The sequence below is a fragment of the Candidatus Gorgyraea atricola genome (assembly GCA_030765235.1).
GTDB classification, from domain to species: Bacteria; Omnitrophota; Gorgyraeia; order Gorgyraeales; family Gorgyraeaceae; genus Gorgyraea; species Gorgyraea atricola.
Genome location: JAVCCW010000028.1, coordinates 85,939 through 101,781 on the forward strand (window position 1 = coordinate 85,939; position 15,843 = coordinate 101,781).

The 15,843-nt window shown below is 43.9% G+C and carries 15 protein-coding genes; all 15 read left to right on the forward strand.

The genetic code is table 11. The features are described 5' to 3' along the window. The first annotated feature begins 8 nt into the window (after positions 1-8). The 15 genes from rbfA (at position 9) to murC (ending at position 15,786) form a co-directional block, all read left to right on the forward strand. Entirely contained in the window at positions 9-362 is a 354-nt protein-coding gene (gene rbfA / locus P9L93_05535; protein ID MDP8230547.1) for a 30S ribosome-binding factor RbfA, read from the forward strand. Then, complete coding sequence (locus P9L93_05540) at positions 343-1,302, forward strand: bifunctional oligoribonuclease/PAP phosphatase NrnA (protein MDP8230548.1); 960 nt, start codon at positions 343-345, stop codon at positions 1,300-1,302. Before rbfA ends, P9L93_05540 begins: the two co-directional genes overlap by 20 nt. A 134-nt stretch (positions 1,303-1,436) precedes the next feature. Continuing rightward, the gene (gene truB, locus P9L93_05545) at positions 1,437-2,087 is read left to right on the forward strand and encodes a tRNA pseudouridine(55) synthase TruB (GenBank protein MDP8230549.1); all 651 of its coding nucleotides are present in this window, start codon (positions 1,437-1,439) and stop codon (positions 2,085-2,087) included. After that, a complete protein-coding gene (locus tag P9L93_05550) occupies positions 2,068-3,006 on the forward strand; it encodes a bifunctional riboflavin kinase/FAD synthetase (GenBank protein MDP8230550.1) in 939 nt (312 codons plus the stop codon). The genes truB and P9L93_05550 overlap by 20 nt, the downstream gene beginning before the upstream one ends. A 160-nt stretch (positions 3,007-3,166) precedes the next feature. Further along, a complete protein-coding gene (gene mraZ, locus P9L93_05555; GenBank protein MDP8230551.1) occupies positions 3,167-3,607 on the forward strand; it encodes a division/cell wall cluster transcriptional repressor MraZ in 441 nt (146 codons plus the stop codon). A 168-nt stretch (positions 3,608-3,775) separates the two neighbouring features. Then, positions 3,776-4,672 carry a 16S rRNA (cytosine(1402)-N(4))-methyltransferase RsmH gene (gene rsmH, locus P9L93_05560; GenBank protein ID MDP8230552.1) on the forward strand — a complete coding sequence of 299 codons (897 nt, stop codon included), beginning with the start codon at positions 3,776-3,778 and terminating at the stop codon, positions 4,670-4,672. Next, a complete protein-coding gene (locus P9L93_05565; protein ID MDP8230553.1) occupies positions 4,669-5,049 on the forward strand; it encodes a hypothetical protein in 381 nt (126 codons plus the stop codon). Before rsmH ends, P9L93_05565 begins: the two co-directional genes overlap by 4 nt. A gap of 79 nt (positions 5,050-5,128) precedes the next feature. Next, positions 5,129-6,751, forward strand: coding sequence for a penicillin-binding transpeptidase domain-containing protein (locus P9L93_05570; GenBank protein MDP8230554.1), 1,623 nt, complete (start codon positions 5,129-5,131; stop codon positions 6,749-6,751). A gap of 62 nt (positions 6,752-6,813) precedes the next feature. Next, positions 6,814-8,307 carry a UDP-N-acetylmuramoyl-L-alanyl-D-glutamate--2,6-diaminopimelate ligase gene (locus P9L93_05575; protein ID MDP8230555.1) on the forward strand — a complete coding sequence of 498 codons (1,494 nt, stop codon included), beginning with the start codon at positions 6,814-6,816 and terminating at the stop codon, positions 8,305-8,307. A gap of 88 nt (positions 8,308-8,395) precedes the next feature. Then, a complete protein-coding gene (murF, locus tag P9L93_05580; protein ID MDP8230556.1) occupies positions 8,396-9,790 on the forward strand; it encodes a UDP-N-acetylmuramoyl-tripeptide--D-alanyl-D-alanine ligase in 1,395 nt (464 codons plus the stop codon). 13 nt (positions 9,791-9,803) lie between these two features. Then, positions 9,804-10,934 carry a phospho-N-acetylmuramoyl-pentapeptide-transferase gene (gene mraY / locus P9L93_05585; protein MDP8230557.1) on the forward strand — a complete coding sequence of 377 codons (1,131 nt, stop codon included), beginning with the start codon at positions 9,804-9,806 and terminating at the stop codon, positions 10,932-10,934. Positions 10,935-10,982: 48 nt separating this feature from the next. After that, positions 10,983-12,224: a UDP-N-acetylmuramoyl-L-alanine--D-glutamate ligase gene (gene murD, locus P9L93_05590; protein ID MDP8230558.1), complete on the forward strand. Its 1,242-nt coding sequence runs from the start codon at positions 10,983-10,985 to the stop codon at positions 12,222-12,224. Further along, a complete protein-coding gene (gene ftsW, locus P9L93_05595; protein ID MDP8230559.1) occupies positions 12,221-13,300 on the forward strand; it encodes a putative lipid II flippase FtsW in 1,080 nt (359 codons plus the stop codon). Before murD ends, ftsW begins: the two co-directional genes overlap by 4 nt. 81 nt (positions 13,301-13,381) lie before the next feature. Continuing rightward, on the forward strand, positions 13,382-14,428 hold the full coding sequence (gene murG / locus P9L93_05600) for an undecaprenyldiphospho-muramoylpentapeptide beta-N-acetylglucosaminyltransferase (GenBank protein ID MDP8230560.1): 1,047 nt from the start codon (positions 13,382-13,384) through the stop codon (positions 14,426-14,428). Then, positions 14,425-15,786, forward strand: coding sequence for a UDP-N-acetylmuramate--L-alanine ligase (gene murC / locus P9L93_05605; GenBank protein ID MDP8230561.1), 1,362 nt, complete (start codon positions 14,425-14,427; stop codon positions 15,784-15,786). The genes murG and murC overlap by 4 nt, the downstream gene beginning before the upstream one ends. The last annotated feature ends 57 nt before the right edge of the window (positions 15,787-15,843 follow it).

Sequence of the window (15,843 nt, forward strand, 5' to 3'; positions counted from 1 at the left end):
GGTAGGATATGGGTGTGAGGACGGACAGGGTGCGAAAGCAGTTAATGAAAGAGCTCTCTATGATATTGCAGGAGGAGCTAAAGGATCCGCGCATAGGCTTTGTCACGATCACAAGGATCGATCTTACTGGCGACCTGAGATATGCAAAGATCTATTTTAGCGTGCTTGGTGATGAATCAAAAAAAGAAGCCAGTCTCGAGGGGATCGAGAGTGCGGCAGGCTATATCCGCAGGCTTATCGGAGAAAAGTTAAAGCTAAAATACGTGCCAGAGCTTTCATTCAGACTCGATAAATCAGCTGAATACAGCCTAGAACTTGAAAAAACATTTGAGAGGTTAAGAGATGAACGCAAAATCGATTAAAAAAATTATAACAAAATTTGACACATTTTTTATTTCAGCCCACATAAATCCTGAAGGCGATTCTGTGGGGAGCCAGATTGCCCTCGCGTCTTTATTGAAGAGGCTAGGGAAAAAGGTCATGATCGTAAACGAAAGCCCTGTACCGCATATATTGCGATTCATGAATGGCGTAGATGGCATTTTAAAAGAATTACCTCGCAATGCTGATTTTCAAGCAGCAGTTATTCTGGATTGTCCGGACATGAGCCGTCTTGGAAAGGTTGCAGAGTGTGTAACAAAGGACAAGGTAGTCATAAACATAGACCATCACATCTCAAACGAGAATTTTGGCCAGCATAACTGGGTGGATGCAAAGACATCGAGCGCGGGCGAGATGGTGTTTGAACTATTTAAAGAATTTAAATTAAAGATAGAATATGATGAGGCTGTAGCTATGTATGTGGCGATTATGACAGATACAGGTTCGTTTAAGTATACCAATACATCTTCAAAGACTCACAGGATAGTAGCGGAACTGATGGATACAGGCGTGGAGCCTTATGATATATATAGCAGGATCTACGAGACGAGCAGTCTTCAGAATACGAGTTTATTAGGTTCTGCGCTTCAGACACTGAAGGTGTCAGAGGATGGAAAGATCGCGTGGCTCTGGGTTACAAAGGAGATGCTCAAGAATACAAAGGCGTCGCTGGAAGGCACAGAAGGCATAATAAATTTTGCGCGTTCCATAGATGGCGTAGAGATCGCGGCATTTTTCAGAGAAACAGGCACAGAAAACAGGATAAAAGTAAGCTTCCGCTCCAAAGGCAAGGCAGATGTAAATAAGCTTGCTTCATTTTTCAATGGCGGCGGTCACGCCACAGCAAGCGGATGTACTGTCTTTGGTAAGATGGAAGAAGTAGAGAAGAAGGTCTTAGACAAGGCACGTAGCTTGCTTTAGTACATATGTGGATAATCGCGGAACTCACTCGGAAGACGCAGAACTACGCTGAAACGAGGTTTTAATCTTCTGTGTAATTCCGCGTCCGTTCCGAGCAAAGCGAGGAACGGCTTCAGCGTATTTCAGCGATATATATGGATGGTATCTTAGTCGTAGACAAACCCAAGGGTATGACGTCGCATGATGTGGTGGATGTTGTAAGGCGAAGATTTGGGATGAGGCGTGTTGGTCATGCAGGTACGCTTGATCCAATGGCTACGGGTGTGCTTGTGATGCTGGTAGGTCGCGCCACAAAGTTGGCAGGTACATTTTTAAGGGATGACAAGGAATATGTCGCCACACTTTTTTTTGGAAGATCTACAGATACGCAGGATAGCACTGGCAAGGTTATCGAAGAAAAAGATGTAAATGGTTTGGACATTGATGCTGTAAAAAAGGCGCTGGAGAGTTTCAAAGGAAACATGGAGCAGATACCGCCAATGGTCTCTGCAAAAAAATATAAAGGCAAGAAATTATATCAGCTCGCGCGTAAAGGCAAGACCGTTCCGAGGAAACCCTGCCCCATAACGATACACGAGATAGAACTTGTGGAATTTAATATGCCTGAGGCTATTTTTCGCGTGAAGTGTTCAAAAGGCACATACGTAAGGACATTGTGCGAAGATATAGGCAGGTCATTAGGTTATCCTGCGCACATGTCAGCGCTTAAAAGGACCAGGTCAGGAAAATTTTCCTTGCAAGAGGCTTGCCCCCTGGACCATATCAATGAAAAAGACATCCAATAAAAAGTTACGAGGAGCGAAGCGACGAGCTAACTTTGTAGCTGCCATAGGCATCTTTGACGGTGTTCATCGTGGCCACCAGAAGATCTTAAAAAAGCTTACTAAAGAAGCATCTCGCAACAACGCTAGCAGTCTTCTTATAACATTTGACCCGCACCCTCGCAATATCCTTAAATCAAAGATCCCGCTTTTGATCTCGTTAAAACACAGACTTACATTGATAAAAGATTTTGGCGTAGATTCTCTTAGAGTTATAAGATTTACAGGAAAGCTCTCGCGACTTTCCGGAGAAGAGTTTATAACTAAAATTTTAATGCGCAGATTTAAAATAGATATTCTTGTCGTGGGAGAAAATTTTAGATTTGGCTACAAGGGTAGAGGTACTGCTGGACTCTTAAAAAGATACGGCTTTAAGGTATTCGAGGTCAAGACCCTTAGATCAAAAGGCCATTCTGTTTCCAGCACAAGGATACGCCAGAAAATTGAAAAAGGAGACTTAAGGAATGCATCGCTTATGTTGGGCAGGCCTGTCACAGTCCTTGGTACTGTGGTAAGAGGCAGACGCGTTGGAAGAAGGCTTGGATTTCCAACGGCAAATATCGATCCGCATCACGAGGCGATTCCGCCGAGCGGAGTTTATAGCGTAGATGCAAAGATCTCCAACAGGATCTACAAAGGTATTTTGAATATTGGCACCAGGCCCACATTTGGTTTACCCCGTACCCGAGCGGAGCGACTGGTACGGGGCAGCAATATAGACCCTACTATCGAACTACATATATTTAATTTTAAAAAAACTATATATGGTAAAGATGTAGAAGTAATATTTAAGAGAAAGATAAGAGATGAAAGAAGGTTCAAATCCGTTGAAGCACTGCGAAAACAGATACAGAGTGATATAATCCTGAGCAAGCGAGCATAGCGAGCGCGTCGAAGGACCCTACATTTAGCATACCGCTAGCCTCATAACCCCATTATATTGTAGAAGTTAAAAAAAGCGAAATTTTACCTTGACATAAAAACGTCACTCGTGTAAACTTTAGTTACTAAGTGGCGTAAAGTGGAGTGAAGTGGAGGGAGTCATGTTTTACGGAGAGTTTGAACATGCGTTGGACAGAAAAGGCAGACTCATAATCCCCTCTAAATTTAGAGACGCGCTCAAGGAGCATTATATTGAGCGCTTTTTTATTACCCGCGGACTCGACAAATGTTTATTTATGTTTGGAGAAGATGAATGGAAAACACAGGAGCAGAAATTTAAATCCATGCCATTTACAAAATCAGAATACAGGCGATTCAATAGGCTGTATTTTTCAGGCGCAAGCGAACTCGTACCTGATAAGCAGGGCAGGATCCTCGTCCCTTCTTATTTAAAAAATTACGCTAATATTAAAAAAGATGTATACATCGTTGGCGTTTCAAACAGGATCGAGATCTGGGCTCGCGATTCATGGAAGGATTATTATTCTGTGTCAAAAGATTCATTTGAGGAAGTAGCTGAGAAATTAATAGACTTGGAATAGGAGGCTACATGTCTCACCGTACTCATCATACTCATGCAAAGTCAAAACAAAATCGCATACGTTCTTTCAATATACCGATCGAATGCATACGAAAGACCCGGTCTCTTAATCTCGACAGTCACTCTTGCAATGTAAGTCGGGAGGTATATAAGATAATAAAAAGCCAAAATGGGAGAAAACTTTTTACATAAGCCGGTCCTCTTGCAGGAGGTCATGCATTTCTTAGATCCTGCAGACGGTGATGTGATCGTAGACGCTACTATAGGCGGGGCAGGTCATGCCAAAGAGATCTTGCGCAGGATAGGTCCCAGCGGTTTATTGATAGGAATAGATAAAGATAAAGAGTCATTAAAAATAGCAGACGAACAGCTTAAATCTTCAGAAGGTTCTTTCAGACTCATGAACGGTAATTTCAAAGACCTCAAGAATATCTTACAGGATTCAAAGACAAGTGAAGTAGATGGAATTTTATTTGATCTGGGCATATCCAGTATCCAGATGGAGTCAGCGGAACGAGGATTCAGCATAAAGAATTCAGGCCCTTTGGATATGAGGATGGATAAGACGCAGCATCTTACAGCGGCTACACTGGTAAATAATTTGAGCGAATTTGAACTTTCGCGCTTGATAAAGCATTTCGGCGAAGAGCGTTTTCATAAGAGGATAGCGGCCTCGATCCTCAGGGCGCGCAGGGAAAAGAAGATAGAGACGACCGCTGAATTAGCGCAGATAATTTCTCGGAGCATGCCTTACGGAAGGCGCAGGGAGCGGATCCATCCAGCCACTCGCACATTCCAGGCGCTTCGAATCAAGGTGAACGAGGAACTTTCTGCCATGGAAGAGGCGCTTAAGGATGCGCCGTCCGTTCTTAAAAAAGGCGGCAGGTTATGCGTGATATCGTTTCATTCGTTGGAGGATAGGATCGCGAAGACTACCCTTAGGGAATTTTCCGCGCAGGATGTCTTTCAGATCCTTACGAAGAAGCCTGTTATGGCAAAAGGTGATGAACTCATGGAAAACCCGCGCGCGCGAAGCGCAAAACTAAGAGCTGCAATAAAATTATGATAAAAAATACCTTTAAAACACACAAAATTATAATAAGTATATTTACTCTGACATTGGTCGCGCTTTTGTATGTCAATCAGCAGGTACTTATATATCAAATGGGTCTGAAGATCAAGGATAATCATCAAGTTTACTCAAAGATTGTTGACCGCAATAGGATATTGGTATATAATGTCCTTAATTTAAAATCACCTGTCAGCCTCGAAGAGAAACTTTTAGCAAAGAAGGTCGAGTTAGGTATGCCCCACAAATGGCAGGTGGTCAAACTTGAGAGTTCCCCAAAGAAGTTTGTTCGCAAGACGGTAGTGAAAAAAGGTCTCTTTGCCAATCTGTTTGCAGTGAGTCGGGAAGCTGAGGCCAGCCCGAACGTGTTCTAAATAAGGTATTGTTGTGCACAAGCTAATTACCCCCCGAATTAGGAAGCTTCTTTATTGTTTACTGGTTTTGTTTGTGCTTTTGGGCGCCAGACTCTTCTGCGTCCAGCTTGGCGCTGCAAAACCATTATCAAAAATAGCCTCGAGTCAATATAAGACCTTTTCCTGTATCCTTCCCAAGCGCGGCATAATCTATGACCGCAATCTAAAAGAACTGGCCGGTTCCATTAATCTCAATTCTATATTTATAGATCCGCTCATGGTAGAAGATAAAGGATCTGCAGCCGCGGATCTTGCCGAGGCCCTGGATATTGATGCGGATAAATTACTCAATAAACTCAATAACCAGAAACGCTTCGTATGGGCGGCCCGCAAGGTTTCTCCAGATGAAGAGATGGCTGTGAGGCGGCTATCTATTAAAGGAGTGGGTTTTGTAAAAGAACCCCAGAGGGTTTATCCCAATGCTAGTCTTGCTAGCCACATAATAGGATTTGTCGGAGTGGATGACGATGGCCTTGAGGGTATTGAGTTAAAATTCGATAAATTTCTCAAAGGCACAGTGGGATGGAGATATAGCATAAGGGACGCGAAGAAACGCGAGGTGCCGGGCTATGAATATAGAGAGATCCCGCCTGCTGATGGAAATGATGTAGTGTTGACCATCGACAGCATAGTGCAGGCATTTGCAGAAAGAGAACTGGACAATGCCTTTAAGGAGCGCAATGCGCAGGGCGCTATGATCGTAGTGATGGACCCTTATACAGGTGATATATTGGCGCTTGCCAACAGACCCACCTATGACCCGAATAAGATCCAGGAATATCCTGTTGAGGCAAGGAGGAATCGCGCGATATGTGATTTTTTTGAGCCAGGTTCAAGTTTTAAAATAGTGACTGCGAGCGCTGTGCTGGCAGAAGGCGTAGTCAAACCAGAGGATGAGTTTTTTTGCGAGAACGGAGAGTTCAAATGGTCCAGGCATATCTATCATGACCACAAACCGCATGGCTGGCTCGCCTTTAAGGATGTGATTAAATATTCTTCAAATATAGGCACCATGAAATCAGCGATCAAGCTAGAAGATAAGAGATTATACAGGTATATCAAGCGTTTTGGTTTTGGAAAAAAAACAGGCATAGACCTCCCGGGCGAAGTGGAGGGGATAATAAGACATCCCAGGCAGTGGTCAAAGCTTTCGCTCTGCAGTATCTCTATGGGCCAGGAATTAACAGTAAGTGCGCTTCAGCTTGCGTGCGCGATATCCACTCTGGCAAATGGCGGCTATTATGTGAAACCAAGGATTGTCAGTAGAGTGCAGGATAAGGCTGGAGGCGCGATTGAGAAGTTCGAACCAAAAAAGATGCACAGGGTTATTTCTGAAAAGACCGCGTCTGAGCTAAGAGAGATATTAAGAGGCGTTGTAGAGGATGGCACAGGCAGGCGCGCCGAGGTGGATGGATATTTTCCCGCGGGCAAGACAGGAACCGCGCAAAAGATAGAGCCAGACGGCACTTATTCACACAGAAAATTCACGGCATCATTCATAGGTTTTTTGCCTTTTGATAAACCCCGCTTTGCCCTGGTGGTTATAATGGACGAGCCCAGGCCAGCTTACTACGGCGGCACTGTGTGCGCCCCTGTGTTTCAAAAAGTAGCAGGCGAGTTGATGCGCTACTATAAGATCAAACCCCTTCTCCCGTCTTCGTAGGCCAGGTTTAAACCTGGCCTACGAAGACGGGAGAAGGCAAAAGAAGGGGTAATGGTTCCGAGATGAGACTTAAGAAGATCATAGACAGTCTGAGTGATGTTAAAAAAATCGAGGGCAAGGTCTCTCTGGAAGTGAAGGGCATTGCTTGTAATTCAAAAGAAGTAAGAGAGGGTTATATCTTTATAGCCTTTCAAGGCGCGCGTTTTAAAGGCACAGACTTTATAGATGAGGCCATAGATAGAGGCGCCTGCGCAGTGATACTGGAAAAGGGCAATACCTCTATATTTAGAAGGGGATGTACCTTTATATATACAGGAAATGCAAGGCATAGCCTGTCTGAGGCTGCCAAAGCCTTTTATGGAGACATCTCCAGCAAGATGCGGCTTATTGGCATTACTGGCACAAATGGCAAGACCACAGTCACATATTTAGTAGAAAGTCTATTCAATGCAATATCTCAAAAGACAGGCGTGATCGGTACAATAAACTACAGGTTTGGAGATCGCCTTATACCAGCATTCAATACAACCCCTGGCGTCTTAAGCCTTTATTCTCTTTTAGCTGAGATGCGTAAGGATAAAGTAAGAAATTGCATACTCGAGGTCTCTTCGCATTCTCTGGACCAGGGCCGCGTGGACACATTGAATTTTGACATAGCAGTATTTACGAATCTGACTTCCGAGCACATGGATTATCATAAAAGAATGAAGAACTATCTTGCCTCAAAGACGAAGCTATTTACAAAGATAAAAACAGGAGGCCATGCGATCATAAATATGGACGATCCGCATGCAGATAAATTTATAGAGGTGGTTAAAAAAGAAGGCAAGGCCAGAATAATAACATACGGTATTGAAAATCCAGCAGATGTACGGCCAGGTGACATAGATATAAAATCTCCTCTTATTGGCCGGCACAATGTATATAATATCCTGGCCAGCGCATCGTGTGGTATTGCCATGGGTATGAGTCGCGAGAAAATCGCGCAGGCAATAGAAAGCATCAGGTCTTTACCTGGCAGGCTCGAGAAAATCGATTGCGGCCAGGATTTTTCAGTGTTTGTGGATTACGCGCATACAGAAAATGGCATTGAGAATGCGTTAAAGGCCCTAAAGGAATTAAGGCCAGATAGACTCATTACTGTGTTTGGCTGTGGCGGTGACAGGGACCGGTCTAAAAGGTCTGAGATAGGCAGGGTATCTTCTGAGCTTTCTGACAAGATATTTATTACAAGCGATAATCCAAGAAGCGAGGAGCCCCTGGAGATCATAAAGGATATAATCAAGGGTGTTCCTGCCCGGAAAAAAAATTACATCATTGAAAAAGATAGGGCCAGGGCGATTGAGCTGGCTTTGAAAGATGCAAAGAGCAAGGACATTGTACTTGTGGCAGGCAAAGGTCACGAGACATATCAGATATTTAAGGACATTACCATTCCCTTTGATGACAGGGAAGTGGTGAAGAGGATATTAAGCGATAAAAATCCAAAATCCAAATACTACCAAATCCCAAATAAATCCAAAATCCCAAATCCCAAAACATGTTTGGGATTTTGAAATTGGGATTTATTTGGTAGTATTGGTAGTATTGGTATTATTGGTAGTATTGGGATTTCATTGAACACGCTATAACCAAGGAGGATATATGTTTACAGTCAAAGATGCCTTGATGTCTACAAAGGGAAGACTCCTCTCAGGAAACCAGAGCGATATACTCATGGGTATATCCACAGACACCCGCCGCATAAAAGGCGGAGAGCTCTTCCTGGCTATTAAAGGCCAGAGGTTTGACGGGCATAATTTTCTATTGGACGCGGTCTCAAGGGGCGCGGGCGGCGTGCTTGTGCAGGATGGCTGTATTGTGAATGCCAAATTTAAATTGCCTGAGACCTCGTTTATCTCAGTACCTGATAGCATAAAGGCGCTTGGCGACATAGCGCATTTCCACAGGTCGAGATTCAAGATACCTGTTATAGGCATTACTGGCTCTAATGGAAAGACCACCACAAAGGAAATGACAGCCGCCATACTCAATAAAAAACTCAACGTGCTTAAAAATTTCGGGACAGAGAATAATCATATCGGGGTGCCTCTTACGCTTATGCGACTTAAACCCGAGCACAAAATAGCTGTCCTGGAGATGGGGACGAACCATCTTGGCGAAGTAAAGCGACTTTCAGAGATAGCCAGGCCCAGCGTAGCGCTCATTACCAATATAGGCCCATCGCATCTTGAGTATCTGAAGGATATGGATACAGTCTTGAAGGCCAAGATAGAGATATTGGAATCTTTAGATAAAGATGCAAAGGTCATCGTAAATGCCGACGACGAATCCTTGAAAAAGATAAAGATAAAACAGAAACTCGTAAAGTTCGGTCTTGATAAAAAGGCGGATTTTGTCGCAGATAAGGTAAATGTCGAGCCCGACGGTATTAGTTTTAGGCTGAACGGAAAATGGAAGATAGAGATGAGCGTGGCGGGCCGTCACAGTGTTTACAATGCCCTTGCAGCAATAGCAGCCAGTTGGGATTTTGGCCTTTCGATCGAGGAGATCATAGAGGCATTGCGAGAGTTCAGGGGGCCGAGTATGAGGATGGAGGTCAAGAGGTTTGGCGACATAAAGATAATAAACGATTCCTATAATTCCAACCCCCTTTCAATGAGGCCGGCAATAGAGGCATTAAAGGATATGACCACCAAGGGCAGAAAGATACTTGTGACAGGAGACATGCTTGAATTAGGGAATCTGTCTGGCAGGTTTCATCATCTGGTTGGCAGGCAGGCTGCTGAGTCAGGCATTGATCTGATAGTCGCTGTAGGTAAGCTCGCTGAGCATGTGGCCAGGGGCGCTCAGGAGGCAGGGATGAGCCAGAAAAAGATAAAGATGTTTAATCTCACTAAAGACGCGCGCGAGACCATGACGAATTTAGTTAAAAAAGGTGATGTAGTTTTGATCAAGGGTTCACGCGCAATGAAGATGGAGGAGATAGTGCAGGGTTTGGAGACTTTATTTTTAACGGGCCAACGGGCCAACGGGTAACGGGCCAACGAAAATGTTATATTATTTATTATATTCCTTAAAAGAGCATTTTTCCGTTTTCAATGTCTTCAGGTACATCACATTCAGGGCTGCGCTTGCCAGTGTCACCGCGTTTTTAATTACGATTATATTCGCGCCGCCTATCATCAGGAAATTACAGGCCCTTAAGATCGGGGAGATAGTAAGAAAAAAGGAATGCCCGGATCTTTACAACCTGCACAAGGATAAACAGGGCACTCCTACCATGGGCGGGATTTTGATTTTACTGGGAATAGGGCTATCCACGATTTTATGGGCTGATGTTAAAAATAGTTTTGTGCTTTTGGCCCTTATGGTGACTGGCTGGCTGGGCGGCATAGGATTTTTAGATGATTATAAGAAACTCAAGCCTTCTAGTAGGCCAGGTTTAAACCTGGCCTACAGAGGCTCCGTCCCCATTAAGAGAGGCCTGACTAAAAGGACAAAGCTTTTTGCCCAGATCCTGGCAGGATTTATTGTAGGGCTTTTTCTATATGTGAATCCAAAGACTACTACCATGCTTGAGATGCCATTTTTCAAGGCATTGACAATAGACCTGGGGATTTTTTATATACCGTTTGTGATATTAGTTATTACTTCTGCTTCGAACGCAGTAAATCTTACTGATGGACTGGACGGACTGGCAATAGGGTGCATTGCCTTGACTGCAGTGGCGTACGCTGGTATGAGTTACGTGACAGGCCACATTGATTTTGCAAATTACCTGGGAATTTACTATCTTCCAGAGGCAGGCGAGCTTACTGTGTTTTGCGCTGCTATATTAGGGGCGGGCCTGGGATTCTTGTGGTACAATTCTCACCCAGCGTCGATATTCATGGGCGATACAGGCGCGCTTGCGCTTGGCGGCGCCATTGGGACAGTCGCTGTTTTTGTAAAGAAAGAGATGCTCCTGCTTTTGGTGGGAGGCATATTTGTCATAGAGGCGCTTTCAGTGCTACTGCAGATAATCTCGTTCAGGTCTACTGGCAAGAGGATATTTAAGATAGCGCCCTTACATCATCATTTTGAGATGTGTGGCTGGGCTGAGTCAAAGGTAACCGTGAGGTTCTGGATAATCGCGATTATCCTAGTCCTTTTGAGTTTTGCAACATTAAAACTAAGATAACTTTACATTTAAAGCAAGACCTTAAATGTAAAGTTAAGCGGGGAGTGGATGCGTAGAGTAGTTGTGGTTGGACTTGGAAGGAGTGGGATAGAGGCTGCTAGGCTCTTGGCAGGTCGAGGTGATGTTGTATTTATCACAGAGATAAAAGATACTCCTTCTGCAAGGGCTACTGCAGGAGAACTTATCAAGGAGGGCATTGTCAAGCAAGGCAATATTGAACTAGGTCGTCACACTGAGCAATTTATGAAAGATAGAGATCTCATAGTGGTTAGTCCTGGCGTAAAGTTGGTTGAGCATAAAGCTATACCTATAATAAGCGAGCTGGAACTAGCCTATTCAATGTGCCCTGTCCCTATCATTGCTGTAACAGGCACAAGTGGAAAGACTACTGTTACAACACTCATAGGCCAGATGCTTGCCTCATCAGGCAGGGATGCGATTGTGTGCGGGAACATTGGTAATCCCTTAAGCGGCGAGATAAAGAGAATAAAAAAGGATTCTATTGTTGTGGTCGAGGTCAGTTCTTTTCAGCTAGAAAGGATAAAGAATTTCAGGCCAAAGACAAGCGTGATTTTAAATATATCCGAGAATCATCTCGACAGGCACAAGGACATGGAAGAGTATGTTTCAGCAAAACTAAAGATATTTTCGAATCAGGACGGGACAGATGTCCTATTTTTAAATGCAAGGGATAAATTATTGAAGAAGATTTCTAGTCAGCCCAAGTGCCGGGTGGAGTTTTTTGACGAATACAAGGATTTTAGAAAAAGACATAATATAGAGAATGAGAATTTTCTAGCAGCCATGTCTGTGGCATCCTTAGAAGGTGTTAGTGAAGATGTCATGCTAAGGGTCATCTCGGAATTTAAAGGTATAGAGCACAGGCTGGAGTATGTATCTACGATCAATGGCGTAGATTTTATCAATGATTCAAAGGCCACTACTGTTTCGAGCGTAGAATGGGCATTAAAGTCTCTCAATGAGAGGATCGTCCTGATCATGGGGGGCAGGTATAAAGGAGGAGATTTCAGCAGGTTAAAAGACTTCGTGAATAAAAAGGTAAATTATATTATTGCCATAGGAGAGGCAAGACCGCAGATTAAAAAAGGCCTTGCTGGGACAAAGGAAATTCTCGAAGAAGAGGATTTAGAGAAAGCAGTCCGCACTGCATTCGAAAAGGCGGACAAGGGGGATAAGATCCTGCTTTCTCCTGGGTGCTCGAGTTTTGATATGTTTAAAAACTATGAGGATCGCGGCAGGGTTTTTAAAGAGCTTTGTCTAAAATTATGAAAAAAGAAGCCAATACCCTTTTAATAATAGCAACGATTCTTATATGCGCTGGCATTGTCATGGTCTATTCCTCGTCGAGCTACCACGCGTACGAGAAGTTTTATGACAGCGCCTATTATTTAAAGAAGCATATATTCCATTTTATAGTGGGACTAGTGCTCGCAGGGATCGCGCTCAAGTTTGATTATAGGAAATTGAGAAAATATGCAAGGCCTTTGCTTGGCGCGTCTATAGCGATCCTTGTGCTTGTGCTTTTGCCTGGTATCGGCCATGAGGCAGGCGGCGCAAGAAGATGGATCAGGTTCGGGTTTTTAGGATTCCAGCCATCTGAGCTTGCAGGACTTTGTTTGATTATTTATTTGGCTGATGCCCTGGATAGAAAGCAGGAGCGTATCAGGAGTTTTTATTATGGTTTAATGCCGTTACTAATGGCATCAGGGCTATTGGTTTTTTTAGTGCTGTTACAACCTGATCTGGGAAGCGCAGTCGCGCTTTTAATAGTAGCCATCCTCATGCTCTTTGTAGGAGGCATGAACATAATCCAGATCATACCGTTTGCCATTAGCGCGGTGCCGATATTTTATTTTTTGATATGGAGAGTCCCTTATAGATTAAAGCGTATAGTGGGTTATCTTGACCCGTGGAGCAGGGCAGAGGATGCCGGGTTCCAGATAGTGCAATCTTTTTTAGCGCTTGGTTCAGGCGGTATTTTTGGCTTGGGGCTGGGGTGTTCGAGGCAAAAACTCTTTTATCTTCCACAGGCGCATACAGATTTTATATTTTCCATAATAGGGGAGGAGTTGGGCCTCATAGGTACGCTTGGCATAGTGTTTCTTTTTGGTCTACTTGTCTGGCAGGGTATGCAGATCGCTATAAAGGCGAGTGATCTATTTTCAAAATTTCTCGCAATGGGCATTACAATGAATATAGGGTTAAAGGCGATCATAAATATAGCGGTTTCAACAGGCGCCATACCCACAAAGGGTTTGCCTTTGCCATTTATCAGTTACGGAGGCACCGCGCTTATCTTTAACATGGTAGGAGTAGCACTCTTACTAAGCATCGCCAACAAGTAACTTTACACTTGAGCAAGGCCCCTCCTCCGTAGGCCAGGTTTAAACCTGGCCTACGGAGGAGGGGTAAAGTAGGTCAGGCTTATGAGAATAATGATTGTTGCGGGAGGGACTGGCGGGCATTTATTTCCAGCTATCAGGCTGGGCGAGGAGCTCCTCTTGCGCGGCTATAATGAGGTGAGCTTTGTAACATCGTCTCGTAAGCGCGACAAAGAGATCTTGAAAAAGGAGTGCGCGACACTGCCTATAATTCCGCTTCAGTCAAAAACTCCTTGGGCTATTTTAAATTTTATAATCCGCCTTTTTGCTGGCACCATAAAGGCATTATTTTTACTTTTGCGCTTAAGGCCAGGGGTAGTAGTGGGTTTTGGCGGATATGTGACAGGGCCAATAGTTTTGCTGTCAGCATTGCTTGGGAAAAAGACCATTATACACGAGCAGAATGTCTATCCTGGAAAGGCAAATAGGATGTTAGCTGGTTTTGTTGATAAGATCGCTGTGAGCTTTCCAGAGACCCTGAATTATTTAAAGAGATTCGAATCAAAGATCATTATTTCAGGAAATCTTCTTCGGCAAGAGTTAAAAAAAAATCAGCCCACGAAGAACAGCTTTACAATACTTGCAATGGGTGGCAGTCAGGGCGCCCATGCATTGAATAGACTTATACCAGAGGCAATTGCCTTAGTGGATGAGAAAAAAAAGCCTTTACTGGAAATGATCCATATCACAGGGTACAAGGACGAGGAAAGAGTAAGGCGCCTGTATACCGATAAAGGGATAAACAATAAAGTCTTTTCTTTTACAGAAGATATTGCCAGGCTTTATAGTGAATGTGATTTTGTGATCGGCCGTTCAGGCGCCATGACTGTATCAGAATTATCATATCTTGGTAAGCCATCAATATTGATACCGTATCCGCATGGAAATGGTCACCAGCGGCTCAATGCAAAGGTCTTGGGGGACAAGGGCGATGCCATTTTGCTTGAAGAAGAAGGGCTTAGGCCTGAACATTTGCGTGACGCGATAATGAAATTTATGAATAAAGATACGCTTAAGGAAATGTCTGCGAGAGCAAAAAGCAGTAGTGCTGTAGATGCGTGCGATACGTTGATCAAGGCGGTGATTGAATGAAGGAAAAGCTTCATTTTGTAGGAATAGGCGGCGCTGGCATGAGCGGGCTTGCAGAAGTTTTTCATTCTCAGGGTTATAGCGTGCAGGGCTCTGATATAAAAAAGACAAGGGTTACAGACAGACTTCAGGCCAGAGGCATACGAGTTATAGAAGGCCATTCTGCTGAAAATGTAAATGGCGCGACCAAGGTTATTTATTCTTCATGCATAACAGATGCTAATGCCGAGATCCAGGAGGCGAGGCGCAGAAATATCCCTATAGTACGTCGCATAGAGGCCGTGAATATTATTGCGCAGGCCAAGGATCTAATAGCAATTTCAGGCGCGCATGGAAAGACCACTACGACTTCTCTTGTAGCGTATCTTTTGATTTCAGCAGGACTGGATCCCACAGTATTTATAGGCGCTGATGTGGGTTTTCTTGATGGCAATGCCCGCTGCGGCCAGGGCAAGATGGTTATTACAGAGGCAGATGAATCAGATGGCTCATTTCTTTTGCTTAAGCCATTTTATAGCGTGAGTACCAATATTGACAAAGAGCATATGGATTATTATTCCTCAATGAATGAGGTGTTGGCCTCATACAAAAGGTTTATAGAAAATACAGAGGATCAAGGCTGCGCCTTTATTTGCATCGATGATGATAATTTAAGAAAGATCGCCAGGGAGAGTTCTAAGAGAATAGTTCGATACGGTTTTTCTAAGGATGCTGATATAGTCGCAGAAGAAGTGGAACTTTTGGGCCTGGAAGGCTCCAGATTTGATTTTATATTTAAGGGTAAGAAGCTTGGTAAAATGGAGATACCTTTAATAGGCAGGCATAATGTCCTGAACTGTATTGCGGCAATTGGCGTTGCAATGGAGCTGGGCGTGGATTTTTCTTTTATAAAAGACTCGATCAAGGCATTTAAGGGCGCTGAGAGAAGATTTATAGTAACGCGTCTCGATTCAGATGTCCTTGTGGTAGATGACTATGCCCATCATCCCACAGAGATAAAGGCTACATTAAAGGTGCTTGAGGATTCTGGCAAACGGATCGTGGCCGTGTTTCAACCACATAGATATTCCAGGACAAAATATCTCAAGGAACAGTTCGGTGAGTGTTTTGATCTGGCGGATCATTTGGTGATTACAGATATATATTCAGCGCACGAGGCGCCCATAGAGGGTGTAAGCGCGCTAGACCTGTGCGAGAGCGCAAAAAGGCACGGCCATAAGAATGTATACTTTATCGAGAAGCAAAATGTACTGAAGCATCTTATGGACGTCGTGAAGCCTGGGGACGCAATATTTGTCCTTGGTGCGGGTGATATAGACGAGCTACCTGAAAAAATCATCCGTAACTTTACACTTTTGTGACACACAGTAGTAGCCCAGGTTTAAACCTGGGCTACTACTCCGGGATTGCGGAGGTGA

Excerpts from the sequence above, each read along its gene's own strand:
- rbfA (MDP8230547.1), top strand. The coding sequence starts at position 9 with ATGGGTGTGAGGACGGACAGGGTGCGAAAGCAGTTAATGAAAGAGCTC.
- P9L93_05540 (MDP8230548.1), top strand. The coding sequence starts at position 343 with ATGAACGCAAAATCGATTAAAAAAATTATAACAAAATTTGACACATTT.
- truB (MDP8230549.1), top strand. The coding sequence starts at position 1,437 with ATGGATGGTATCTTAGTCGTAGACAAACCCAAGGGTATGACGTCGCAT.
- P9L93_05550 (MDP8230550.1), top strand. The coding sequence starts at position 2,068 with ATGAAAAAGACATCCAATAAAAAGTTACGAGGAGCGAAGCGACGAGCT.
- mraZ (MDP8230551.1), top strand. The coding sequence starts at position 3,167 with ATGTTTTACGGAGAGTTTGAACATGCGTTGGACAGAAAAGGCAGACTC.
- rsmH (MDP8230552.1), top strand. The coding sequence starts at position 3,776 with ATGGGAGAAAACTTTTTACATAAGCCGGTCCTCTTGCAGGAGGTCATG.
- P9L93_05565 (MDP8230553.1), top strand. The coding sequence starts at position 4,669 with ATGATAAAAAATACCTTTAAAACACACAAAATTATAATAAGTATATTT.
- P9L93_05575 (MDP8230555.1), top strand. The coding sequence starts at position 6,814 with ATGAGACTTAAGAAGATCATAGACAGTCTGAGTGATGTTAAAAAAATC.
- murF (MDP8230556.1), top strand. The coding sequence starts at position 8,396 with ATGTTTACAGTCAAAGATGCCTTGATGTCTACAAAGGGAAGACTCCTC.
- mraY (MDP8230557.1), top strand. The coding sequence starts at position 9,804 with ATGTTATATTATTTATTATATTCCTTAAAAGAGCATTTTTCCGTTTTC.
- murD (MDP8230558.1), top strand. The coding sequence starts at position 10,983 with ATGCGTAGAGTAGTTGTGGTTGGACTTGGAAGGAGTGGGATAGAGGCT.
- ftsW (MDP8230559.1), top strand. The coding sequence starts at position 12,221 with ATGAAAAAAGAAGCCAATACCCTTTTAATAATAGCAACGATTCTTATA.
- murG (MDP8230560.1), top strand. The coding sequence starts at position 13,382 with ATGAGAATAATGATTGTTGCGGGAGGGACTGGCGGGCATTTATTTCCA.
- murC (MDP8230561.1), top strand. The coding sequence starts at position 14,425 with ATGAAGGAAAAGCTTCATTTTGTAGGAATAGGCGGCGCTGGCATGAGC.